Raw genomic sequence first — 25217 nt, 5'->3', positions numbered from 1 at the left:
GAATCAGCTCTTTTTTGTTAAGCCTCTAAATTTTGTTTTTGTTGCAGTTCAAACTGCTGTTCACTTCTTTTTGCCATGAATAAATAGCATAACACAGCACCAATTTCACAAAGAGCTATAACAACACCCATAGGAAGTGCTGTATTACTTCCACCAATACCTACTAGCGGTGCAACAAGTGCTCCTGAAATGAACTGTAATAAACCTAGTAAGGCTGATGCTGTTCCTGCTGCCTGTTTTTGATTTCTCATCGCTAACGAGAAGCCAGTTGTTGATACAACCCCAACACTTGATACAACGAGAAATAGCGAGCATAAAACACCGATTAGCCCTATTCCAAGTGCGATTGTAAGTAGTAACGATAGACCGCCAACAGCCGCAATAACAATACCGAAAACAAATAATGTCTTCTCATTCACTTTTCCTGCTAAGCGACCAGTAACTTGACTAGCAATAATAATACCAATACCGTTAATCGCAAAGAACAAACTAAACTCTTGCGGTGATGCCCCGTATATATTTTGCAACACAAATGGTGAACCAGAAATATAAGCAAACATTGCAGCTGTTACTAATCCTTGCGACAATGCATAACCCATAAATAAACGATCTTTCAGAAGCTTTCCGTATGTCGCCAGCGTTCCCGACAAACCACCTGTCTCTCTTTCTTCAGGTGGTAATGTTTCACGTAATACGAAAGTAGCTGATATTAGCATGAATACACTAATTGCTCCAAGAACGATAAAAACGCCGCGCCATGATGTGAACTGTAATAATTGCCCTCCAATAATCGGTGCCAAAATAGGTGCTGCTCCGTTTACTAGCATAAGCAGTGAGAAAAACTTCGTCATTTCAGAACCTGAATACATATCACGTACCATTGCACGTGATATAACGATACCAGCAGATCCTGAAGCACCTTGTAAGAAACGTAAAAGCACTAAACTCCAAATCGATGGTGCAACAGCACAAAGTAAAGAAGAAGCAACATAAATAATAAGAGCGATAATAAGAGGTTTGCGCCTTCCGTAAATATCACTAATTGAACCAACAAATAACTGTCCTACTGAAAGTCCAAGCAAACAAGCTGTTAATGTAAGCTGCGCAAGGGATGCACCCGTTTGTAAATCATCTGTTAACTTCGGTAAAGAAGGCAAGTACATATCAATAGATAATGGCCCAATTGCCGTAAGTGTCCCTAATACAAGAATCATCCATAACCTGTTTGTCTTTACAGGTTTATATACTTCGTGATTAACTCCATTCACTTTTTTCATTCACCCTTTCATATAAAAAATCTAATCGTAACAATTATAGTTACAACATAAATATACGTCAAGTATACCGTATTTTCCTGTTTAATAATGTAAAAAAAGCGATAGAATCTCTATCGCTTTACTTTTTCAAATTACTATTTGTAAATTTAGATACAGATGCCATCATTTCTCCTGTGTCTAAATATGTGATTTGAATTGGATCTCCTACTTCTGTAAACATTGCATATGGGAATTTCTTCGCCGGTACCATGAATACTTTTTGCTCGTTTTCTAATAGTACGTACACAATCGTATTTTCACCTGATTTTTCTTTATACACACGTTGTACAGTACCTTCTTTTTGCGCTTCTTTCCCATTTGAAGTCGGCCTAAATGAATCACCACTTCCGCTCAGCGCATTTTTATAATTCTCAAGTGCTTCTTTTTGCGTTGAACCTGTTGCAAACACTTTTGCATTAGAAGCATATATAACAGTATGAGCACGTACTAATCCCCCGTCATCAATAACCGGTACAATCCAAGAAGGTTTACCATATACGTTATAAATAACCGGCATTGTTCCATGCCATTTCTCTCTCTTAAAGGAATTATCCACTACTTCTGTAGCAGCCGAACCGTCCATAATTCCCTTCACTTCTTTTCCGTTATAGTAATACAACTTTCCTGTACGTGCATCAACTAATGAGTAACCGAGGGCAGAATCTACTCCTTCTTTCGGAGAGGTAAAGTCTGTAAAGTAATACAGTTTACCATCCTTTCCGAAGATTGGCGTAACGCCTTCCTTCGTCCCCCACTCAGTCGGAATCTTCATGTCAGTTTGTGAGAATTTCGTATTCCAAAATCCGTGAATATATTTTCCGAAGTACGTATTTAACGTAGATGCTGTTTCATGATTTAATACACCATCAACGAATTTAGGTGCATTCCCTTTATCATATCGTTTCACATCACCTGTTTGTGCATCAACAACGACAACGCCTTCTACTTCAAACCCTGATCTTCCTGAAATAAACTCACCATATGTCATTGTATAATACGGTTTTCCTTTATCATCAACTTCAAATTTTGGTTTCCCTTTAAAAACTAAATCTGGCTCTGCTTTTCGAACGACACGTTCTAATTTATTACCGAAAAACATGCTTGGTACATACTTCATTTTATATCCAAGATGTAATTTTGCTTCCGCATCAGGATTTGTACCTGACATTGTTACGTAACCTGGAATTGTTTCCGCTTTACGTGCTTTAAAAAATCCCGAAACTTCTATTGGTGCTACATACAAGGCTTCACCATTTACCATTTGTGGCGTTAATTCCCCTAGCTCAAAATAAGCTACTTTCGGAATATCACCAAATACCTTTTTCATTTTATTTTCCGCTGTTTTAGGCGGAACTGTAAACGGTTGATCATTTTCAGTAAATGGCTCTGAAATATCTTTCTCTACCTTCACGACTGAATCATATTTCTTTTGCGAGATTACTATATCGTGCAAATAACCAAAATAGCCGTAACTTGCGAGTAAAACAAACATTAGAAGTCCTTTTAACGTACCTTCTAATTTCCCTACCTGCTCTTGTGAGAATAAAACAAGCCCAATTAAAATCGCTACTGCAACAGAATAATGAGTAAGAATAGAATCTGCTCGATCATCAATTAGCCAAAAATATTCATAGATTGCAATACCTATCCAAAATAAAACAGGAATAACTAAAATAGATGATTTCTTACCCTTTACAACTTTCTCATTTCCTCCTTTATCCACAGCGCGAATTTTATTACCGCTTCTAGTCCATGGAATCAAAAACAAAGTGAGAATAGCTAAAACTATAAATTTCATCAAAGGCAATGTCCCCTTTTCTTTTGTCTTCTCCATAAGTATAACAAATAAAGGGTAATCAGGTAAAAATGGGTATGATTATATTTTTTTGCTACTTAATACAATTCCACTCACTGCATATAAAATAGATGCAATATAAAAAATGGTGCCAATCGTAAAGAAATCTACTAAATACCCCGTTGCAATAATCGCTACTGCGCCTCCAATTGATGTCCACACATGATATTTTCCAATCTCATAACCAGCCCTTTCCTGAGCAACCTTTCGCGCTAACGACGTCTTCTCCGTATTACGCTGCACAGCACCTAAAACACCCATTAAAATTTGGAGAATATATACATGCCAAACTTCTGTTACGATAGGAAAACAAAGCATTAATATAGCCATAGACCAGGCGTATACAATTAATAGCTTTCTATCTCCCACTCTGTCAGAAATTCTTCCAACTAACGGATATACTAGAGCTGAAGTTAAGGCAAATAAACCGTACGCCCAGCCAAATTGCGAGAAACTATTTCCAACATTTCGAAGCAATAGTATATAAAAAGGAAATACCATACTACCCGCCATCATAATAATGCTTTGTGAGGCCACAAATCTTCTATATGTCATTTGCTATACTCCTTATAAAATAAATTCACAAACCTTTCCTCTGGGTCTACTTCCTTTTTCTTCTGAAGGAATTCTTCTATGCGAGGATACGCTTTCTTTAGTTGCTCCTTTTCCGGATAAGAATAATATGGTAAATAATAACTTCCATTATGCTTTAAAGTAACATCAATCATCTTCTGAATGACCACTTTTGTCTTCTTTATTTCATCCTCAGAACGCCCTTGATTAATTAGAAGCACAAGCGCAAACATATCATCTTTCGCATAAGATAGCACCGCATTCTCATTCTTTTCTACATAGCGGATTGTAATGTTAAGAAGGTTTAATTCCTCTTCATTTAAAACAATTCGCAAATCATCTATATACTCTGCAAAACCATCTATCGGCACAAAGTACTCTTGTAAAACTTCGGTCAAGTTTGGATTATCGTATTCCATAAAAGCACTATCAGATCTCATTACGTTATTTCGAGTTTCGTACTTACCATCTGTACGTTCAAAATAACTTCTTTGTATATCCCAAAATGCGCCCTTTCCCCAGTCACTATAGCGTGATAACCCCAGTAAGAATTTCGGCGCAGCTATAATAGTTTCTTCTTTTAATTTGCTGTACTCTTTCAACTTCTGTTGATCTTCTGCCAGTACATAATCTGTCACATACATTTCTTTTAAAAATGAATTTGGGGCAACAGAAATACGTGCTAAATGCATACGTATATTCTCATCCCTTCGCACTTTATTCTTAAAGTATGAAGAGTATTCTTTATAATCTAGTACTTTCGTATGAGTTTCATACAATTCATCGTTTGTTAACTGTAGCGTCACATCTAAAATCACACCAAACAATCCATATCCCCCAATTACATACGGAAACAAGTCAGCATTTTCTTCTCTACTTACATTACGCACCGTACCATCTGCCATTAACAATCTGAACGACTCTACTGTATCAATCAATGCTTCATGACGAATATCACGCCCATGGACATTTACACTTAATGAACCGCCCACAGTAAAAATATTTTGAGATTGCATCACTTGAACTGCAAGACCATATGGATTGATTTTCTTTTGAATGTCATTCCATGTGACACCGCTTTGAACTGTAATCCGCTTTTTCTCTGAATCAAATTCTAATATTTTATTATATCCTTTCATATCAAGCATCGTACCGTTCGGATAATATGTCTGTCCGCCTTGGCTATGTTGCATACCTGCAATCGAAATCTTCTCTCCAGAAACATTTGCATCTCGCACCAGCTTTTTTAATGAGCCCTCATCCTCAGCATCTTCAACACGCTTAATTTTTGTTGGAAGCAACTTCCCTACATCGCTCATAATAGGATGATCCAGTTGCCCTTTATATGTATGTATAGATGTCGCGAGCAACACTGTATACGCTACAATTACAACCGCTATTTTTCTTTTTTTCAAATGGCACTCTCCTCGTTTGAAATTCTAATCTCACTAGTACTTCTCTCTATGCTTATTGTACCTACTTTCTTAAAAGGAAAATACTACACTGTCAAAAAGAACTATCTTTCTTTTACTTATTATGAAGCGAAACTATACGCATGATTTAAAAAACATTTAAATATGATGTAGAGGAAAATAACTTAATTCAGGAGGTTGCTATGAAAGCAATTATTTGCACAAAATACGGGCCACCTAACGTTCTCAAGCTTCAAGACGTAAAGAAACCTACTCCTAAAAAGAATGAAGTATTAGTTAAGATTCACGCAACAAGTGTAACAACTGGCGATTGTAGAATGCGAAGCTTTACTAGTCCACTTTTATTTTGGATTCCTATGCGACTTGTATTAGGACTTAGAAAACCGAGAAAACCTATACTGGGAGTAGAATTAGCTGGAGAGGTTGAAGAAATAGGAACAGATGTGACTCAATTCAAAAAGGGAGATTCCATCTTTGCATTAACAGGACTTAACGTTGGTGGTTATGCTGAATACACATGTGTGCATGAAAGTGGATTAATAGCATTAAAACCTACCAATGTGACATATGAGGAAGCTGCCGTTATTCCTTTCGGCGGAACTTCAGCTTTACATTTTTTAAGAAAAGGACACATAAAAAAAGAACAACAAGTACTTATATATGGCGCCTCCGGATCAGTAGGTACCGCCACTGTGCAACTTGCTAAATATTTCGGTGCGACTGTTACAGCTGTTTGTAGTAATTCAAATTTTGAGCTAGTGAAATCTTTAGGGGCTGATAACGCAATTGATTATACGAAAGAAGATTTTACTGAACGAGGCGAGTGCTACGATATAATATTTGATGCAGTTGGAAAGTATAAAAAATCCCTTTGTGAAAAAGCATTAACGCCTAATGGAAAATACGTATCTGTTAATGGCACAATCGCAAAGGTCAGCAAAGACGATATGAGCCTATTAAAACAACTAGCTGAAACAGAAAAGCTAAAACCTGTTATTGATAGAACTTACCGATTGGAAGAAATTTCAGAAGCCCATACGTATGTAGAGGCAGGGTATAAAAAAGGTAACGTTTCTATTACCTTAAAATAAAATATATTCAGAAAATAATATTGACAATTCTTTTTGTAAGATTTACTATTAGTACCATATTTAAAAACTACATACACATACTCTTATCAAGAGTGGCGGAGGGACTGGCCCGATGATGCCCGGCAACCGAGCTTATAACGTATAAGCTAAGGTGCTAATTCCTGCAGAACGATTTTCGTTTTGGAAGATGAGAGAGGAACCTATTTCGTCTATTCGGCACCTCTCTTATTTTTGAGAGGTGCTTTTTATTTTGGAACGCATATTAAGGAGGAACTATAAATGAAAAAGGTATTATTAAGTATTGTAAGTGGAGCTGTATTAGTGTTAGGCGCATGTGGTGCTAATTCTGATAAAGAGGTAAAAGTATTAGATGAGAAAAAGATTACCGTTGGTGTAACAGGCGGACCGCATGAACAAATTTTTGAAAAGGTGAAAGAAGTTGCAGCAAAAGATGGTCTCCAAATCGACGTAAAGGTATTTAATGATTATGTAGCACCAAACGTATCTTTAGATGAAAAAAGCCTCGATGTAAATAGCTACCAAACTAAATCTTATTTAGACGTATTTAAAGCTGAACGTAATATGAAATTAACTGAAGTATTTTCCACAGTAACATTCCCTATGGGTATATACTCGAAAAGCTTAAAAGATGTAAAAGAATTAAAAGAGGGCGACGCAATTGCTGTCCCAAATGACCCAACAAATGAGCTGCGTGCTTTAAAGCTATTTGAAAAAGCAGGAGTTTTAAAAGTTGATCCAAAGGCTACGGAAAAAGCGACTGCAAAAGATGTAATTGAAAATCCGAAAAATTTAAAGATTGTTGAATTAGAGGCATCTCAATTACCAACGCAGCTAAGTGAAGTGAAAGCGGCTGCGATTAATACAAACTTTGCATTAGGCGCAAAATTAAGTCCAGCGAAAGATTCTATTTTCCGCGAAGGAAAAGATTCACCCTATGTGAACTGGGTCGTTGTTCGTACTGAAAATAAAGATGATGCAGTTGTAAATAAATTGAAGAAAGCTTATCAATCTAAAGAAGTAAAAGATTTCATTGAGAAAAAATTCGATGGTTCTGTTTTACCGTCTTGGTAGGAGCTGACTATAATGATTGAATTAAAAAACGTCTCCAAAGTATTTACAACAAAAAAAGGGAATGTTGAGGCCCTTAAATCAACTTCCCTTAAAGTAAAAAAGGGCGCGGTATTTGGAATCATTGGATATAGCGGCGCTGGTAAAAGTACATTAATTCGCTGTGTAAATTTATTAGAAAAACCAACGACAGGAAATATCATTATAAACGAACAAGATTTAACAACCTTATCGACAAAAGAACTCGCAAAAGCGAGACAAAAGATCGGCATGATTTTTCAAGGATTCAATTTACTTAAAACCGTTACCGTTTATGAAAACATCGCACTACCCTTACGTCTATCTGGTCTTCCCAAAGATGAAATTGAAAAAAGGGTAGAAAAGTATTTACGCATTGTTGATCTCTTTAATAAAAAAGATGCCTATCCAAGTGAACTTTCTGGTGGTCAAAAACAGCGTGTAGCGATCGCTCGCGCACTATCTCATGAGCCTGAAGTGTTATTAAGTGATGAAGCAACGAGCGCATTAGATCCGGAAACGACCGATTCTATTCTTGATTTATTATTAAAGATCAACGAAGAAATCGGAATTACGATTTTGCTAATTACACACGAAATGAATGTCATCCAGCGTATATGTGACCAAGTTGCTGTAATGGAACATGGATCTGTCGTTGAAAGTGGAACCGTAAAAAATATTTTCACAAACCCACAACATGTAACAACGAAGAAATTTGTAAATAGCGCATTTGCAGCTAAAATTCCAGAAGACGTACAGAAAGAACTACAAAGTACTGGAGAAATCGTAACACTTTCATTTATTGGAACCTCTTCAGGAGAGCCAGCGTTAGCTGTCGCTACAAAACGTTTCCACGTATACCCTAATATTTTATCAGGCAATATTACGCAGCTAAAACATGAGGCATATGGGAGACTGATCGTTCATATGCAAGGTGAAAAAAGTGAAGTACACCGTGCCTTATCATTTTTACAAGAAAAAGGGATCATCGTAGAAGGAGGTAGAACAGATTATGGGAAACAAGTCCTTTTTGGATGAGTGGGGTAACGTAATATGGGAAGCAACGATTCAAACCTTTCAAATGACATCTATTTCACTACTTATCTCTATTCTAATTGCGTTACCACTCGGTGTAACACTCGTTTTAACAAGACCTGGTGGCCAACTAGAGAATAAAATCGTATATCCGATTCTTAATACAATTATTAATGTCATTCGCTCTCTGCCATTTATCATTCTATTATTCTTTATTTTACCTTTTACAAAATTTCTAATGGGGACATCTATTGGTGTGCAAGGTGTTATCGTACCACTTGTCGTATTCACAGCTCCCTATATTGCTCGTTTAATGGAAACGGCTTTACTAGAAGTGGACCGTGGTGTTATTGAAGCATATCAAGCAATGGGAATTTCTACTTTAAAAATCATTTGGCACGTCATGGTTAAAGAAGCTCGTCCATCTCTCGTACTCGGATTAACAATCGCAACGATCGGCTTAATCGGTGCAACAGCAATGGCTGGACTTGTAGGTGCTGGCGGGCTAGGGGACTTAGCATATCGCTTTGGGCATTTACGCTATGAACCTGAAGTAATGTATGCAACCGTCTTTATTTTAATCATTCTCGTTCAAGGATTACAGTCATTAGGGAATGGTATAGCACGAAGATTGAAGAAAGATTAAAAAGAGGGTATCTCACTAAAGTGAGATACCTTCTTTTTATCTTTTAAATCCACCTTCTGAATGAATAACTTGCCCTGTAATCCACCCTGCTTCTTCACTTACTAAAAACTTGATTAGTCTTGCTGCATCCTTCGGCTCACCAATTCTGCCAAAAGGAAACATCGGTTTTAACCCTTGCTTTATCTCTTCAGTCATCCATCCTGTATTAGTTGGACCTGGATTAATCGCATTCACTGTTATACCTAAATGGGCTACCTCCGCTGACAACGTACTAGTAAGAGCGTCAATAGCTCCCTTCGTTGTCGCATACGCTAACTCTCCGGCCATAGGTCCTTTAAATTGCCCCGAAGTAATATTAACAATTCTACCACCGGACTTCTTCTTGAATCCACGTGCAAATTCACTACTCAACAGTGTAGTCGCACGAACATTTACCATGTAATGATTATCTAGTACTTCGGCAGTCAAATTAGAGAAATCATTATTCGTAGAATACGCTGCATTATTAATTAATATATGAGGGTACCCTAGTTGTTCAGTGACTTTATTTATAAGCTGCTTTGGTGCATCATTCCGAGTTAAATCTAACTCCATGCTTGATGCTTTCACACCGTTTTGTAACAGCTCTTCTTTTAATTGTATTTGTTCATTTTTCTCAACGCCCCAAGGCATGTCTTTATCGTAATTCGTCCAGTACGTAAAAAATACATCGTATCCTGCTTCAGCTAATTCTTTACAAATCGCTGCTCCAATACCATCTAGACGACTAACACCTGTAACAACAGCTACTTTATTTTTCAATTGATTCATACTATACTCCTCCAAGTTTAAAGGACGCATATTTTATATAAGAGATATAAATTTCCCCGCAAAAAAAGACAGATACATAAAATAGGCATCTATCCTTACAAAAGGGATGTACAAGCCAAATATGCAGTCCTTGCATGATTTACAGATAGCTAAATAAACCCTCACTTATGAGAGAAAAATTCATCTATCCAATTTCTAATCATTACAAGTTCATCCACATATTGAGTCTTTGTCCCCTCTCCATATATCTCCAAATTTTATTTTATCATTAAAGATTTAATATTTCAAAAAATAAAATAACCACTCCTATTTATGAAGTATCATGTACTATAAACCATAGCTAATAACTAATTTAAATTTAAGTGTATACATTTATCATTACCTATTCGTTGTATAAGTGTAGGGAGGAAAAATGATGGAAAAAGAAAATATATTGACCTCCTATCTTATCAGTTTAGGAGAGGAAGTGTTCAAACTATTACTAGCGGAAGGGGCTATAAAAGAAGATGCAGAAGACATCATCCAAAATACTTTCTATAAAGTATACACGCTGCTAGATGATCTAACCGAGAGTAACATACGGCCATGGTTTTTTAGAGTCGCACTAAACGAATACATTGACTTGAAGAGAAAAAAAGAACAGCAAAACATCTATTTAACTGAAGAGATTTATTCAAAACTACAATATACAGATCGAGAATTAGATGCTGTTTTAAATAAAGATGAGATTTTCTATCTATTAAAAGATATAAAACTAGAATATAAAGAAGCCTTCTTTTTAAAGTACTACTACAACTTTTCATATGAAGAAATCGCCCTAATACTAGATATTAAAGTGAACAGCGTCAAACAAAAGTTACATCGCGCGCGTAAAACAATTCATTCTACAGTAGGAGGAAAAACTTAATGGATACTTCTTTAAAAGATGCATTAAAAAAAGCGAAAAGGAAACAGTTACTTAAAATCATCATTACTTCTATTATCGTTGTAATCATGCTTATCCCTATAATTTATAAGATTGGCAATTACTTCGCAGCGAAAAGTTCTACGAAACTTCACGAACATCTCTTTTTACATAACGCAATTGCAGAACCGAATGTACAAATTGATTCTCAAGTAACGAGTAATTCATCCATGTTTGGCGGCAATATTATATCAAATCGTTCCAAAAACATTAACGGTTATGTAGTCCCTGGAATACATTAACAAGCTCCTATGGTTGGCTCCGTATCAATATCGATTCCAATGAATTAACGCCTGGTTTTTATTGGTCCAATACAGAGTTCTATGAGTACGATAAACAAACAAAGAAAAAATTTGCAACATTTTATAATCCCTCTATTAAGGAATATTTTGATGGTGTCCAAAATGAATTAGGGGAAGTTTCACAAATGAACAACTATGTTGCCGAAGTCGCTATCTCTTTCAATCAACCCTATACATTAAAAGAAGTTCAAACAAAAATACCAGATAACTTAAATATCGTATGGCTATATATGACCTCACCTATTGGAGATGAAAGTAAAGGGCCTGCTGGTATGCCAGTTTACGGATTCAATCCAGACAAGTCTCCTGAGGAAGCGTACAAAGAGTTCGTTGATTCACTTAAACAATACGATGACGATGGATATGACAAATATATTCAGGATTTTTTAAAATCAAACAAAAACAAACCATTCGATCAAGTGAAAATTTTAGGTGTTATGCTAACAGGAAAAACGGAAAACTTTAAGGCATTAGAAAACCAAGGCTTTATTCGCGGTGCTTCTGTAGGAGTGACTGCGCAAGTTGTTCCTTACATAAAACCGGAGAAATAATAAGGAACGCCCAGATAAACTTAAAGAACGTACATGAATCTGTTTACTACGGGAGCTATCCGCTAAAATAGATAGCTCCCATCCCTCATTTATTGCTCAACTTTCAAAAATAAACTTCACAATATTTTATGTGCAATTTTACAAATAAAAAATCATAAATTTGTTCACATTATATCCATTGTGAATTTATTCACAATGGATATATAATAAACATGTAAATACAATACATTGGAGGGATTTCAATGGTTATCAACTTTTTAAGAACTGATAAACGCGCTACTTTCATACTATTATTTTTACGACTTTACATAGGATATGCATGGCTCGCTGCTGGAATAGGCAAAGTTTTTGGACAGTCTTTTGATGCAAGTGGTTTTCTAAAAGGAGCTATCGCTCAAGCATCAGGTAGTCACCCTGCAGTACAAGGTTGGTGGGCAGATTTCCTTCAACATTTTGTTCTTCCAAACGCAGACCTATTTAGCTTTTTAGTTCAATGGGGAGAAATTTTAGTAGGTCTCGGTTTGATTTTAGGCGGATTAACAAAAACAGCTGCATTTTTCGGAATCATAATGAACCTTTCATTTTTATTAAGCGGAACTGTTAGTGTAAACCCAAACCTGCTTATTTTAACTATGTTCATTTTAGTTGCAGGACAGAATGCTGGACGTATTGGATTAGATGGTTATGTTTTCCCAAAACTTTTCGGTAAAAACAACCGCAAAACATATAAATTAAGTAAAACTGCATAGTAATAGTTCATCTTTAAAATATAAATAAGAAGAGAGCCTGAATGTAGGCTCTTTTTCTTATTTACACCAAATTTAAACCTTTAGCGAACCACGAAAACCTCTGGCAGCATAATAGGAATCTGCTCCATTGTGGTACACAAAAACGTGTCCAAAGCGATAATCGCAAAATAGAGCTCCACCGAGTTCTCTAATATCAGAAGGTGTTTGCACCCAACTCGATGATTTCATGTCAAACTCTCCAAGTTGTTGCAACTCTCGATATTGTTCTTCAGTTAATAGTTCAATACCCATAGCAGTTGCCACATCAATAACGTTATTTTCTGGTTTATGTTTTTTTCTTGATTCTAACGCTTCAAGATCATAACAAAGGCTTCTGCGGCCTTTAGGACTCTCCTTTGAACAATCATAGAAAGTATACTCATCCTTCTCTTTGTCATAACCAACAACATCCGGTTCACCGCCTGTTACTTCCATTTCATTAAGTGACCATAACTTTTCAGGGGTAGCATTCAGCTTTACCTCAACTTTAGCCCATTCAAGTCCTTCATGGCGGTTCATGTTTTTCTCAAAACGAGCTTTTAATACTTTTAATAGTTCTTCACGCTGTTCTACTGGTAACACATTTTTATTCTCTGTCATATTAGTCCTCCGAATTACGTTTCCTTATAATCACTTAAATCTTCTCAATAATGGTTTAAATGCAGTTTACAACAAATTATATAATTTGTTGTATCTCTTTTTCAACAATCTAACCCGATTGCACAACGAAAAATCCCTGTGCGGATATCCATTATATAGTACTAAAACCCTCCATACTTTCTCCAAGAATATAGTGTGAAAACCACATCAAATTCTGCTTCATAATAGCTACATGAATTCCTGGCTGGTCAGAACTATACGCCATTCCTTTAAATATAATTAATTCTGTATCAACTTCCATATCCCTTAATCCTTGATATAGCTCATATGCGTTTAGAACTGGGATTCTTGCATCCTTTTCGCCATGTTGGATTAAAGTGGGAGTACAGGCTGATTTAATATACGTCATTGGTGATGTTTTAGTATAAATCTCTGGATCATTCCATGGAGTATTCCCTAAATACATTCTAATAAAATAAGGTATATCCGTATTTGCATAATGGGTACTCCAATTAGTAATTCCGCCTCCAACTGAAATAGCTTTAAATCTACTACTAAATGTAGAACAGAAAGCTGATATATATCCCCCGTTACTCCATCCCATAACTCCTACTCTATCTTTATCTACAATCCCTTGATCAACTAATTTATCCACTCCAGATATAACATCATCGTAGTCAGCAAGTCCTTGTTTTCTATAGTTTGCTTTTAAGAATTCATTACCATAACCAGAACTTCCTCTGTAGTTTGGCTCTAAAATGATAAAGCCTTTTTCGATAAACTGTTCAATAGGGTATTTCTCATTAAAACAGTCTGAGAATATGGAAAAGGATGCCCAAGCCGGACCGCCATGGATTACTACTAATAAAGGATATTCTTTATTGGAATCAAACTCTACTGGGGTTGATAAAACACCCTCTATTTCAAGACCATCACTATTTTGCCATGAGATTATTTCCCTGTTACTTTTAAGCTTACCTTTAAAAAAGCTATTTTCATCCGTTATTTTTTCAGTATCTAAATAGATTTCAAAGGTTTCATTTGTTATAGCCTTATTATAGGTTATATGATTTCCATCCCTTGTTATAGAGGCATCCATTATAAAGCTATCTACTTTTTCGCTTAACATTTCCACAGTGCCATCCTCACGTAGCAATCCAATAAGGTAATTCGTTTTATCCTGCCATCTAATTAAAATTCCTTTAGCTGTCCACTGTAATGGCATAACCGTACTATCAAAATTTATTAAAGGTTGAATTACCTCTCCAGTATTCATATCATATATCTCTAATGTACTGTCTTGTATATGGGTCTTATAGTGCTCCTTCTCTCTTATACTTGCTGCGTAACATATTTTGCTGCCTTCAGGAGAAAAGCAAACGCTCCCTCCCAACAACTTATCTATATTCAGCCTTTGTAACTCTCCAGCTTTAATATGTAGTATGTATAGATCTCCATTCATATAATCTCCCATATTTGAGCTTGGTGTAGCCATGAATACAACCTTTTTCCCATCATTTGAAATATCAAATTCATGGATATGAAAATCCTTCCCATCAGTTAGTTGATAAACAACACTCTTTTCGTTTTCATACTTATCATTTTGTATCACTTTTTCTATTTCAATGTAATATAAACAATTGTTCTGGTGTTCCTTACCTATATGTTGAAAATCCCCATATCGTTCCTTACGTTTCTTTATCTCCTCACATTCTTTTGACTGCGTAACATAATAAAAACCATTTCCAGTAGGCTCCCATTTGAATGTACTAACCCCTTCTTTCTCATCAGTAATTTGAACCCCGTCATAACCATCTATTGACTTAACAAAGATCTGATTCTTCTTATTAGCCCCGTCACCAACTGGGCTAAGGTATGCAATATTCCTAGAATCTGGAGACCATAGTGGAGATGTACTATCTATAACCCCAGTTGTTAATAGATAACTCTGCCCCTTATCTTTTTCATATATCCATACATGATTCCTATATGTATTGTCTTTCCAGTTAGTCATCTTCTTAACAAATGCTACGTTTTTTCCATCATCACTTATATTTGTACTTGATAAGGTTGGTAACGAAATAATCTCTTCTATACTTAAATAGGTTTTCACTTTCATTAATAAGCCCCCTTGTAATACCTAGTAATCTATCGTCTCTTCTTTTCGTAATAAAGGAAATTGTTCACGAATACTTAAAATGATAGCGGAAGATTCAGATAAATGAAAGCGATTCTGTTTCAAATCCGATAAAGTGAAACTTTAATCAGTGGGGTTCTGTCCATCCCCCACAGCTAGTTCCTCGCCCCTCTTTAATCCATTTATCGATTTTAGATGTTCTTTTTCTTTTGGACACAAAAACACCCCTTTAGATAAAAATATCCAAAGGGGTGAAGCTTCACAAATTTATTTCAAATCTACCAACCTTCTACTCAACCGTAACAGATTTAGCTAAGTTACGTGGCTTATCAACGTCACACTCGCGGTGAAGTGCTGCGTAGTATGAGATAAGTTGGAATGGAATGACTGCTACTAGCGGCGCTAGTGCTTCATGTACAGCTGGTAATACGAAGCTGTCACCTTCCATTTCTAAGCCTTTCATTGAGATGATACATGGGTTAGCTCCGCGTGCTACTACTTCTTTCACATTACCACGAATTCCAAGGTTTACGTGCTCTTGTGTAGCAAGGGCGATAACTGGTGTACCATTTTCGATTAAGGCAATTGTACCGTGTTTTAATTCTCCTCCAGCAAATCCTTCTGCTTGGATGTAAGAGATTTCTTTTAGTTTTAACGCACCTTCTAAACCTACGAAGAAGTCTACGCTACGTCCGATGAAGAAGCAGTTGCGTGTTGTTGATAAAAATTGTTTTGCTAATGCGTCCATTTCTTCTTTTTGATCACAAAGTACTACCATTGCGTTTGCTACAAGCCCTAGTTCGTGAGTTAAATCGAAATCAAGAATTTCACCTTTAGCTTTAGCAATGTCAGCTGCTAAGATTGAAAGTACTGCAAGTTGTGCTGTGTAAGCTTTCGTTGATGCAACTGCAATTTCTGGTCCTGCGTATAGCGGAAGTGTATAATCAGCTTCACGAGAAAGCGTAGAACCAGGTACGTTTGTAATTGTTAATGCTTTATGGCCCATTTCATTTGTTTGCACAAGTACTGCACGGCTATCAGCTGTTTCACCACTTTGTGAAATATAAATGAAGAATGGTCTTTCTGTTAATAATGGCATGTTGTAAGAGAATTCACTTGCTACGTGTACTTCAACTGGTAATTTCGCGAACTTCTCAATGAATTGCTTTCCAACAAGACCTGCATGATAACTTGTTCCGCATGCAATGATATAAATACGATCGCTATCTAAAATTGCGTTACGGATATCTTCATCCAGTTCAATCTCGCCATTTTCACCTTGGTACTTTTGAATAATATTACGGATTACAAGTGGTTGCTCATCGATTTCTTTAAGCATGAAATGAGGATACGTTCCTTTTTCAATATCACTTGCGTCTAATTCCGCTGTAAACGGTGCACGTTCAATCGTTTCACCTTGTAAGTTTTTAATTGTAATACTTTCTTTCGTTACAATTACGATTTCTTTATCCATTAATTCGATAAATTGATCTGTAACTTGTAACATCGCCATAGCGTCGCTCGCCACAACATTAAAGTTGTCACCAACACCTACTAATAGCGGGCTTTTGTTTTTAGCAACATAAATCATGTTTGGATTTTCAGCATCAAGTAATCCGATTGCATAAGAGCCATGTAAAAGAGATAGCGTATTACGGAACGCTTCTTCTACACTTAGTCCTGTGCTCACTTGTTGTTCCATAAGCTGTACGATAACTTCTGTATCTGTCTCACTTACGAACGTTACATCTTGTAAATATTCTTTTTTCACTAATTCATAGTTTTCAATTACACCGTTATGAACTAGCGTAAAGCGTTTTGATGTACTTTGATGCGGATGCGCGTTTACTTTGCTTGGAACACCGTGTGTAGCCCAGCGCGTGTGTCCGATTCCCACGCTTGCTGCTACATTCTCTTCTACGACTTCGCGAAGTTTTGCAATACGGCCTTTTTCTTTGTATACAACAACACCGTTCACTGCTTGTACTGCAATACCTGCTGAATCATATCCACGATATTCTAGCTTTTCTAAACCTTTTAATAAAATTTCCTTTGCATCTTGCTCTCCAATAAATCCTACGATTCCACACATGTTTAGTCGCCGTTACAAATGCTTACACTGCTCTGCGAACATGTAACGACATAGTCCGATACCATTTTTATTTGTATTAAAAAACGGATTACATATTGCTAGCCCTGTAAGCTTGTAACGGCTTTCACCTTCCTCTCGATTGGGTTAAAGTCCGTATATACTTATACAGCTAGTATTCATCCGTTCCTTTTCTCTCATCACACTTTCACCTTTGTCCACTAAGTCACCTTAATGTTTTAAGTAAAAGCTTGCGGTTGTGATGAACAACCGGGAGTTATCCGCCGAAATCTCGATAAAACTCCTCCTCGTCAACTACACTACTTGTAGTTCTGGCGCTTTTATAATTTACAATATTTCCTTTGAGAAAAAGAACAAGACAATCGTATAACAAACAATATAAATCGTCAATGAAATTTTTTTCATTGTCTATAAAACATATGAAAAAGGAGCACTTTTTGTGCTCCTTTTTCATAGAATCGGCGAATTATTCAACGCCAACTTCAGCTTTCACAACTTCTACAATACGATGTACATACCCATCACAAATTTCTTGTGTCGGTGCTTCTGCCATTACACGAATAAGTGGTTCTGTTCCAGATGGACGAACAAGAATACGACCGTCTCCGTTCATTTCTTCCTCTACAACACGAATAATTTCTTTAATTTTCTCATTTTCTAATGCTAGTTTTTTATCTGTTACACGAACGTTTACTAGTAATTGTGGGAATTTTGTCATCTCGCCTGCAAGCTCAGATAATGGCTTTTTCGTCATTTTCATGATGTTTACAAGTTGAAGTGCACTTAACATTCCATCACCAGTTGTAATGTAATCAAGTAAGATAATGTGACCTGATTGTTCTCCGCCCAGGTTATATCCACCACGTTTCATCTCTTCCATTACGTAGCGGTCACCCACTGCTGTTTTATCACTTGTAATATTGTTCGCTTCAAGTGCTTTGTAGAAGCCTAAGTTACTCATAACTGTTGAAACAACTGTATTATGTTTCAATTGACCAGTTTCTTTCATATACTTCGCACAAATAAACATAATTTGATCGCCATCAACGATGTTTCCTTTTTCATCTACCGCGATTAAACGGTCGCCATCACCATCAAAAGCAAGTCCGATATCAGCACCTTTTTCTTTTACTAATTCAGCTAAGACTTCTGGATGTGTAGATCCTACGCCTTCGTTAATATTCATACCGTTTGGAGAAGTTCCCATCGTTGAAATATCAGCTTCTAAGTCTGCAAATAAGTATGGAGCTAAAGAAGAAGTTGCACCGTGTGCGCAATCTAAAGCAATATGTAAACCAGAGAAATCTTCCTCTACAGTTTGTTTAATGTATTGTAAATATTTTTGTCCACCTTCAAAGTAATCACTCACTTGGCCAAGGTTAGTACCTGTTGGACGTGGTAACTCGTCAACTTCTTTGTCTAATAATGCTTCAATTTCTGCTTCTTGCTCATCTGTTAATTTGAAACCATCTGAACCGAAGAACTTAATTCCGTTATCTTGTACTGGATTATGAGATGCAGAAATCATAACACCCGCTTGTGCATCTAAAGCTTTTGTTAAATAAGCCACACCTGGTGTAGAAATAACACCAAGACGCATTACTTCTGCTCCAGTTGATAATAGACCTGCTACTAAAGCTCCTTCTAGCATATGTCCAGATACACGTGTATCACGGCCAATAATTACTTTTGGACGATCTGTATCTTTTGTTAATACATAGCCGCCAAAACGTCCAATTTTGAATGCTAATTCAGGTGTTAATTCCTTATTTGCAACCCCGCGTACTCCATCTGTACCAAAATATTTACCCATTATGATTCGCTCCTTTTTCTTGCTCTTTTTGATTATCTACTGTTGGTTCTTTACCCGGTTCTTGACCAGTTTCTTTGTCTTTTTCTTTATCTTTATTTTTTTCCTGATCCTTTTCTGGATCTGGTTCAGGATTTTTTGGCTTTTCAGTTTGATTTCCCTGATTGTTTGTTGAATCTGGGTGTTCAATATTACCCTGTACTTCTTTATCTGGCTTTTCTTTCTTCACAATTGCAACTTTAGCACTTTTTTGTTTTGGCTCTATCGAAATATTACCAGGACCGCTTACTTGAATAGAAATATCTTTTGTTCCCGGAGATGCATTTTGTAGATTCATCACCGCTGTTATTTGAGCAGCTGTTATTTTATCTACTATACTTGCTTCTCCTGAAATATCAACGCTTATCTTCCCATCCTGCGGCGAAAGTAGCTGAGCAGTAACATCATTCGGAATTCCATTTTTTTGAATCAGGATACCATCAATAGTTTTACTTTTCGTTTGCTTTACTTTTTGTACCCCTACTGAAACCTTCACTTGATTTGGTTTTGCACTTGTGACACCCTTTGGCAATAAAACAGAGGCATCGAATGTTGTAGAATCCGTCAATTGACTAAGATCTACCTCGACCCCCTCTATAGATTGTATATTATCCAAAATGTCTTTTGGACCGGCTATCGTTACTTCCTTCGGCTCAACACTGATATTTGTAACAGCCAATCCTTCTGGTAAACTACCCTTTTTTGTATATGTTACAGGAACAGTTTTTTCAGTATTATTTGCTGTAGCTTGCGTTGCTACATTCAATGTTACACTTATTTTAGATGGATTCGTTTTTACATTTAAACGTTTTCCTTCTTTATTGTACAATGTAACCTCTGCTGTTTTTGTAACAGTTTTATTAACATCTTTTAAATCTATATATGCCTTAGCAGATGAAATACTTTCTATTTCTTCTTTCGTCCCAACTACCTCAACAGTATCAGGCTTAATACCTGATTTTTCAAGAGTAGCACCCGCTGGCATCTGATCTTCATTTGATAATTTCAAGTCTACATGAACATACTTTTTCGCTTTTTCATGCAGAGTGACTTTAATTGTTGCTGGTTGGACTGTTCCTTTCACATCATCTGGAAGCCCATTCGCTTTTAAAGAAACTTCATAAGTTCCTTTTGGACTATCTCGCAAATCAACTGATATATCAAATTGTTTTTTTGCTTTTGCTGTAGCAACTGCTGATTTTGGGCCTTCCAACTTCACCTTGACTCCACCTGCTGGAATACCACTTACAATATATTTCTCTTCATCATACTTAAGGGTAATAGGGTAATCAGTTAATGTTTCTTTTGTTTCATTTACGAAAGGTAATATACTCGATGTCGTATTTTTTTCAGTTAAAGTTGCTGACATAAAAAGCATACACGACAATAGTAATGAGATTCCTTTTAAAAACCAATGATTCTCCATTAACTTATCCATGACGCTTTCTCCTCCAATTCCATAAAGACGAAGAAGTCGTTTTTTCGTTCCCACTAAATTCTGCTAACAACATATCCTTTAGCTGTTCTTTCTTCAAATCACGATGTAACTTACCGTTTTTTGTTAAAGAAATTTGACCTGTTTCTTCCGACACAACTACTGTAATACTATCCGTTACTTCACTAACTCCCATTGCAGCACGATGCCTAGTTCCTAACTCCTTAGAAATAAACGGGCTTTCTGATAAAGGAAGATAACATGCTGCTGCTTTAATTGTACTTCCTTGCATAATTACTGCTCCGTCATGAAGAGGCGTATTTGGGATGAAAATATTTATTAGTAATTCCGATGATACGTTTGCATTTAGCGGAATACCCGTTTCCACATAATCACCCATCCCGGTCTCTTTTGATAAGGTAATTAATGCACCAATTCTACGTTTCCCCATATATTCCGTTGCTTTCGCTATCGCTGTAGCAACAATTTCAGGTTCCTCATCCTCTTGAGTCCCCACACGCGAAAATAAGCTACCCCGGCCTAGTTGCTCAAGTGCTCTTCGTAATTCTGGCTGGAAGATAATAATAACGGCTAAAAATCCCCACGTTAATACTTGTTCCGTTAGCCAATATAGCGTATGCAATTCAAGTAACATACTAATCATCCGGACGACAATAATAACTGTAATACCTTTTAAAAGTTGCACAGCTTTCGTGCCCCGGATTATAAGAATTAGCTTATATATAATAAACCATACAACAGCAATATCTAATGCCGTACTAAGATATTTCAAAATGGTCGTATCTTCAAAAGGCATGCTAACCCTTCCTCCTACTTACGAGCAATTCTATCCGTATATTGAAATATTGTTTTATGCTCTATCTGTATGTATTTCCAACAACTAGTTAATTATACCATACATGAAACAAACGACAATTACAAACGACCCCTTTCGGCCTAAATTGGTAAGATGTCAAACTTTCTTATCCTACAGTACAGTATAATATAAGTCATTATTATACGCCTATTTTCAAATAAAAAAAGCAACTTCTCAGTTGCTTTTCTTACATTTATTTTAGTTTTTCACCGAACAAAGAACCCATTAAAGCAACTGCTGTTGTTGCTGTTCTGTTTCTCTCATCTAAAATCGTATTTACTTCAACAAATTCAGCAGATGTAACAATATCAGCTTCTGCTAACATTTCCATCGCTAAGTGGCTTTCACGATACGATAGACCACCAATTACAGGCGTCCCAACTCCTGGTGCATCATGAGGATCAAGACCATCTAAATCTAATGATAAATGAACACCGTCAGTATGAGATAAGTAAGCAATTGTTTCTTCCATAACAGCCGTCATACCCATACGATCAATTTCATGCATTGAAAATACTTTAATGCCTTCATTACGAATAAAGTCTTTTTCCCCTTCATCTAATGCACGTGCACCGATAATTACAACGTTCTCTTTTTTCACTTTCGGGTATGATCCGTATAAGTCTACAAGTGAAGAATGTCCATAACCTAAACTTGCAGCAAGTGACATACCGTGAATATTTCCCGATGGTGAAGTTTCTTCTGTATTTAAATCACCGTGTGCATCATACCAAATAACACCTAAATTTTTATAATGTTTCGCTACACCAGCTAGCGTACCGATAGCAATACTATGATCACCGCCTAATACAAGTGGAAAACGACCTTCTTCTATAATATGATCAACCTTAGTCGCTAGTTCATTACATACAGTTGCAACTTGGGTAAGGTTTCGTAATTTTGTATTTTCATCTACTTCTTTTTCTCTCTCTATACATATATCTCCCATATCTTTTACGTCATATCCAATTTGTTCAATTCTTTCAACTACCCCTGCATAACGGATCGCGCTTGGTCCCATATCAACCCCACGACGCATCTGTCCTAAATCCATTGGAACTCCAATAACTGAGATTTCTTTTTTCATAGATAGTATCCCCCTTTTATGCCTTCACTAAATATTTTAAATCTTTTATATAGTCTGACTCAACTCGACATTTTTCTGCATGGATATACATTTTATTCACTTATATTTACGTTGGAATCCCAATTTTTAAACTATTCGATGTATAAAGTTAACTTAATGAACCAACTAACTTTTCTATCAGCTAATATTTTTATCAGTGCTTTTCTCCATCACCACCTAGAATTACACAAAATATCCTCAAATAACTGAACAAAAAAACACTTCTACATTTAGAAGCGTTTTTCTGATGCTAGTTTCCACACTGCTGCAATATTTTTTGCTGTCATTTCGATATTCTCTTCTGCCGCTTTATATGCTTCTTCTAATGTCATTGGACTAGCTGTAATACTAAACACTGCATCAATTCCCTTTTCATAAACAATTGCATAGTTCGGAGATACAGATCCACCAATAGCAATTACAGGGATATGACGACATTTCGCCCGCTTCGCGACACCAACAGGAGCTTTTCCATAAGCTGTTTGTTCATCTATTCTTCCCTCACCAGTTACAATAAGATCGGCACCCTCTATACACTTATCAAAATTTGTATAATCTAATACAATTTCAATCCCTTTTCTTAGCTGTCCCTTTAGCACTGCAACGACAGCAGCTCCCATTCCTCCAGCTGCCCCCGCACCCGGTATTTCAGATACATCAAAAGACACATGTTGTTTAAGTATATTAGCATAATGTTTTAAATTCTCATCTAGCTCTTTCATCATCTCTACATTCGCACCTTTTTGTCTCGCAAATACAAAAGACGCCCCGCTCAGTCCAACTAAAGGGTTATCTACATCACATGCTGCCTCTAATTTTATATCCTCCAGGCGTGAATCAATCCTAGAAAGGTCAACAGTGGTTATCCAATGCAATGTCCCTCCAGAGGGTTCTATTACCTCACCTTTCTTATTTATAAATCTTGCGCCTAAGGCAGATAGCATACCAGCCCCACCATCATTTGTAGCACTTCCTCCCAGCCCTAAAATAATGTGTTTGGCTCCTTGATCTAATGCATGTAATATAAGTTCGCCTGTCCCTTTTGTCGTTGTAATAAGTGGGTTTCTCTTTTCAGTTGGAACGTGTTGTAATCCTGATGCTGCCGCCATTTCAATAAATGCTGTCTTCTTATCCTTAGACATACCATAAAAGGCTTGCACGCTCTCTCCAAGCGGCCCTGTCACATTAAGTGATATAATTCTCCCCATTGTAGCGCCAACAAGAGATTCAACCGTTCCTTCGCCTCCATCGCCAATTGGTACTTTAACATACTCTGCTTTAGGAAAAATTGCTGCAAAGCCTCTTTCAATAGCTTCACATACCTCTATAGCTTTCAGGCTTTCTTTATATGAATCCGATGCAATGACAACTTTCATAGTTACCTCCCTCTTATTCAATCCCTTTTTTTCATTTTAAACGATATACGGAAAAGTTTCCTTTTGGAGTGGAATTTAAACACAAAAAAAGCTTACATCATTTGATGTAAGCTTTCCCTATTTATATGGAGCCTAGCGGGATCGAACCGCTGACCTCCTGCGTGCAAGGCAGGCGCTCTCCCAGCTGAGCTAAGGCCCCTTAGTAATTAAGCGGAAGACGGGATTCGAACCCGCGACCCCAACCTTGGCAAGGTTGTATTCTACCACTGAACTACTTCCGCGAAAATGGTGAGCCATGAAGGATTCGAACCTTCGACCCTCTGATTAAAAGTCAGATGCTCTACCAACTGAGCTAATGGCTCGTAAATGGCTGGGCTAGCTGGATTCGAACCAGCGCATGACGGAGTCAAAGTCCGTTGCCTTACCGCTTGGCTATAGCCCATTAATATTTACTAGTATGGTTATCTTTTCAAAAAAATAAACCCTTTCAGGTTATTTTAAAGAAAATGGTGGAGGGGGGCAGATTCGAACTGCCGAACCCAAAGGAGCGGATTTACAGTCCGCCGCGTTTAGCCACTTCGCTACCCCTCCGACATTTAAAAATATATGGTGGAGGATGACGGGATCGAACCGCCGACCCCCTGCTTGTAAGGCAGGTGCTCTCCCAGCTGAGCTAATCCTCCAAAAGTGATGACCCGTACGGGATTCGAACCCGTGTTACCGCCGTGAAAGGGCGGTGTCTTAACCACTTGACCAACGGGCCAAAAAAAAATAAAAACTTTTCCCAAGCTTCCAACCGGGCTTGAACCGGTGACCTCTTCCTTACCATGGAAGTACTCTACCAGCTGAGCTATGGAAGCATAATGGCTCCGCAGGTAGGAATCGAACCTACGACCGATCGGTTAACAGCCGATAGCTCTACCGCTGAGCTACTGCGGAATAATATAAGCCTGGCAACGTCCTACTCTCACAGGGACAAGGTCCCAACTACCATCGGCGCTAGAGAGCTTAACTTCCGTGTTCGGTATGGGAACGGGTGTGACCTCTCTGCCATCATTACCAGACTTTTATCATTATACACATTCTTTTGAGAATGCCAAAAGGAATTTTAAATATATATTCCTTCAAAACTAGATAACATTTGCTTCATATTATATGGTTAAGTCCTCGATCTATTAGTATTCGTCAGCTCCACATGTCACCATGCTTCCACCTCGAACCTATCAACCTGATCAT

19 protein-coding genes, 9 tRNA genes, 1 rRNA gene, 2 pseudogenes and 1 riboswitch are annotated in these 25217 nt (G+C 37.0%); of the genes and pseudogenes, 7 read left to right on the top strand and 24 right to left on the bottom strand.

Features of this window, described 5'->3' with window-relative positions:
• Positions 1-17 precede the first annotated feature (17 nt).
• From ACFWDE_RS09365 to ACFWDE_RS09350, 4 genes are all read right to left on the bottom strand, one after another.
• A complete protein-coding gene (locus ACFWDE_RS09365) occupies positions 18-1277 on the bottom strand; it encodes a multidrug effflux MFS transporter (protein ID WP_377891740.1) in 1260 nt (419 codons plus the stop codon).
• Positions 1278-1395: 118 nt separating this feature from the next.
• Entirely contained in the window at positions 1396-3114 is a 1719-nt protein-coding gene (locus tag ACFWDE_RS09360; RefSeq protein ID WP_002159579.1) for a DUF3981 domain-containing protein, read from the bottom strand.
• Positions 3115-3192: 78 nt separating this feature from the next.
• On the bottom strand, positions 3193-3726 hold the full coding sequence (locus ACFWDE_RS09355) for an MFS transporter (RefSeq protein ID WP_377891738.1): 534 nt from the start codon (positions 3724-3726) through the stop codon (positions 3193-3195).
• Positions 3723-5159 (bottom strand): FAD-binding protein, encoded by a 1437-nt coding sequence (locus ACFWDE_RS09350; RefSeq protein WP_377891736.1) that lies wholly within the window; start codon positions 5157-5159, stop codon positions 3723-3725. The genes ACFWDE_RS09355 and ACFWDE_RS09350 overlap by 4 nt, the downstream gene beginning before the upstream one ends.
• 200 nt (positions 5160-5359) lie before the next feature.
• Here ACFWDE_RS09350 and ACFWDE_RS09345 point away from each other — a divergent pair, with 200 nt between their 5' ends.
• The 4 genes from ACFWDE_RS09345 to ACFWDE_RS09330 all read left to right on the top strand — a co-directional run bounded on the left by ACFWDE_RS09345 (position 5360) and on the right by ACFWDE_RS09330 (position 9056).
• Positions 5360-6268 carry an NAD(P)-dependent alcohol dehydrogenase gene (locus ACFWDE_RS09345; protein ID WP_377891734.1) on the top strand — a complete coding sequence of 303 codons (909 nt, stop codon included), beginning with the start codon at positions 5360-5362 and terminating at the stop codon, positions 6266-6268.
• 80 nt (positions 6269-6348) lie between these two features.
• Positions 6349-6462, top strand: a riboswitch (SAM riboswitch).
• A gap of 85 nt (positions 6463-6547) precedes the next feature.
• On the top strand, positions 6548-7360 hold the full coding sequence (locus tag ACFWDE_RS09340) for a MetQ/NlpA family ABC transporter substrate-binding protein (protein WP_377891731.1): 813 nt from the start codon (positions 6548-6550) through the stop codon (positions 7358-7360).
• A 12-nt stretch (positions 7361-7372) separates the two neighbouring features.
• Positions 7373-8413, top strand: a complete 1041-nt coding sequence (locus ACFWDE_RS09335; RefSeq protein ID WP_377891728.1) for a methionine ABC transporter ATP-binding protein — start codon at positions 7373-7375, stop codon at positions 8411-8413.
• A complete protein-coding gene (locus ACFWDE_RS09330; RefSeq protein ID WP_377891726.1) occupies positions 8388-9056 on the top strand; it encodes a methionine ABC transporter permease in 669 nt (222 codons plus the stop codon). The genes ACFWDE_RS09335 and ACFWDE_RS09330 overlap by 26 nt, the downstream gene beginning before the upstream one ends.
• 36 nt (positions 9057-9092) lie before the next feature.
• Here the strand turns inward: ACFWDE_RS09330 and ACFWDE_RS09325 are convergent, their stop codons facing one another.
• The gene (locus ACFWDE_RS09325) at positions 9093-9896 is read right to left on the bottom strand and encodes an SDR family oxidoreductase (RefSeq protein ID WP_377891723.1); all 804 of its coding nucleotides are present in this window, start codon (positions 9894-9896) and stop codon (positions 9093-9095) included.
• 385 nt (positions 9897-10281) lie between these two features.
• On the opposite strand from ACFWDE_RS09325, the gene ACFWDE_RS09320 reads away from it, so the two are divergent.
• From ACFWDE_RS09320 to ACFWDE_RS09310, 3 genes and pseudogenes are all read left to right on the top strand, one after another.
• The gene (locus ACFWDE_RS09320; RefSeq protein ID WP_377891721.1) at positions 10282-10773 is read left to right on the top strand and encodes an RNA polymerase sigma factor; all 492 of its coding nucleotides are present in this window, start codon (positions 10282-10284) and stop codon (positions 10771-10773) included.
• Positions 10773-11683 (top strand): annotated as a pseudogene (locus ACFWDE_RS09315) (sigma factor regulator N-terminal domain-containing protein). The gene ACFWDE_RS09320 and the pseudogene ACFWDE_RS09315 overlap by 1 nt, the downstream one beginning before the upstream one ends.
• 242 nt (positions 11684-11925) lie before the next feature.
• Positions 11926-12432, top strand: a complete 507-nt coding sequence (locus tag ACFWDE_RS09310; protein ID WP_377891719.1) for a DoxX family membrane protein — start codon at positions 11926-11928, stop codon at positions 12430-12432.
• Positions 12433-12504: 72 nt separating this feature from the next.
• Here the strand turns inward: ACFWDE_RS09310 and ACFWDE_RS09305 are convergent, their stop codons facing one another.
• The 19 genes and pseudogenes from ACFWDE_RS09305 to rrf form a co-directional block, all read right to left on the bottom strand.
• Complete coding sequence (locus ACFWDE_RS09305) at positions 12505-13071, bottom strand: DUF4256 domain-containing protein (protein ID WP_377891716.1); 567 nt, start codon at positions 13069-13071, stop codon at positions 12505-12507.
• A gap of 151 nt (positions 13072-13222) precedes the next feature.
• Positions 13223-15190 carry a S9 family peptidase gene (locus ACFWDE_RS09300; RefSeq protein WP_377891713.1) on the bottom strand — a complete coding sequence of 656 codons (1968 nt, stop codon included), beginning with the start codon at positions 15188-15190 and terminating at the stop codon, positions 13223-13225.
• A 307-nt stretch (positions 15191-15497) separates the two neighbouring features.
• Entirely contained in the window at positions 15498-17300 is a 1803-nt protein-coding gene (gene glmS / locus ACFWDE_RS09295; RefSeq protein ID WP_377891711.1) for a glutamine--fructose-6-phosphate transaminase (isomerizing), read from the bottom strand.
• A gap of 12 nt (positions 17301-17312) precedes the next feature.
• Positions 17313-17498 (bottom strand): annotated as a pseudogene (locus tag ACFWDE_RS09290) (hypothetical protein).
• A gap of 286 nt (positions 17499-17784) precedes the next feature.
• A complete protein-coding gene (gene glmM, locus ACFWDE_RS09285) occupies positions 17785-19131 on the bottom strand; it encodes a phosphoglucosamine mutase (RefSeq protein ID WP_002151225.1) in 1347 nt (448 codons plus the stop codon).
• The gene (locus ACFWDE_RS09280; RefSeq protein WP_377891708.1) at positions 19124-20605 is read right to left on the bottom strand and encodes a CdaR family protein; all 1482 of its coding nucleotides are present in this window, start codon (positions 20603-20605) and stop codon (positions 19124-19126) included. The genes glmM and ACFWDE_RS09280 overlap by 8 nt, the downstream gene beginning before the upstream one ends.
• Positions 20598-21419 carry a diadenylate cyclase CdaA gene (gene cdaA / locus ACFWDE_RS09275; protein ID WP_377891706.1) on the bottom strand — a complete coding sequence of 274 codons (822 nt, stop codon included), beginning with the start codon at positions 21417-21419 and terminating at the stop codon, positions 20598-20600. The genes ACFWDE_RS09280 and cdaA overlap by 8 nt, the downstream gene beginning before the upstream one ends.
• Positions 21420-21672: 253 nt before the next feature.
• Positions 21673-22566, bottom strand: coding sequence for an arginase (rocF, locus tag ACFWDE_RS09270; RefSeq protein WP_002151217.1), 894 nt, complete (start codon positions 22564-22566; stop codon positions 21673-21675).
• Positions 22567-22835: 269 nt separating this feature from the next.
• Positions 22836-23981, bottom strand: coding sequence for a glycerate kinase (locus ACFWDE_RS09265; RefSeq protein ID WP_002151211.1), 1146 nt, complete (start codon positions 23979-23981; stop codon positions 22836-22838).
• A gap of 126 nt (positions 23982-24107) precedes the next feature.
• Positions 24108-24180: transfer RNA gene (locus tag ACFWDE_RS09260), tRNA-Ala, on the bottom strand.
• A gap of 10 nt (positions 24181-24190) precedes the next feature.
• Positions 24191-24262, bottom strand: a tRNA-Gly gene (locus ACFWDE_RS09255).
• 5 nt (positions 24263-24267) lie between these two features.
• Positions 24268-24343 (bottom strand) — tRNA-Lys (locus ACFWDE_RS09250).
• A 5-nt stretch (positions 24344-24348) separates the two neighbouring features.
• A tRNA-Gln gene (locus tag ACFWDE_RS09245) sits at positions 24349-24423 on the bottom strand.
• Between the two features lie 65 nt (positions 24424-24488).
• A tRNA-Tyr gene (locus tag ACFWDE_RS09240) sits at positions 24489-24572 on the bottom strand.
• Between the two features lie 16 nt (positions 24573-24588).
• Positions 24589-24664: transfer RNA gene (locus tag ACFWDE_RS09235), tRNA-Val, on the bottom strand.
• 8 nt (positions 24665-24672) lie between these two features.
• A tRNA-Glu gene (locus ACFWDE_RS09230) sits at positions 24673-24744 on the bottom strand.
• A 24-nt stretch (positions 24745-24768) separates the two neighbouring features.
• Positions 24769-24841 (bottom strand) — tRNA-Thr (locus tag ACFWDE_RS09225).
• A gap of 4 nt (positions 24842-24845) precedes the next feature.
• A tRNA-Asn gene (locus tag ACFWDE_RS09220) sits at positions 24846-24920 on the bottom strand.
• Between the two features lie 9 nt (positions 24921-24929).
• A 5S ribosomal RNA gene (gene rrf, locus ACFWDE_RS09215) occupies positions 24930-25045 on the bottom strand.
• Positions 25046-25217: the final 172 nt, after the last annotated feature.

It is taken from the genome of Bacillus sp. NPDC060175 (assembly GCF_042728695.1).
Classification (GTDB): Bacteria; Bacillota; Bacilli; order Bacillales; family Bacillaceae_G; genus Bacillus_A.
Note: the sequence above shows the minus strand (reverse complement) of the source record. Positions and strands in the feature narration are given on the sequence as shown.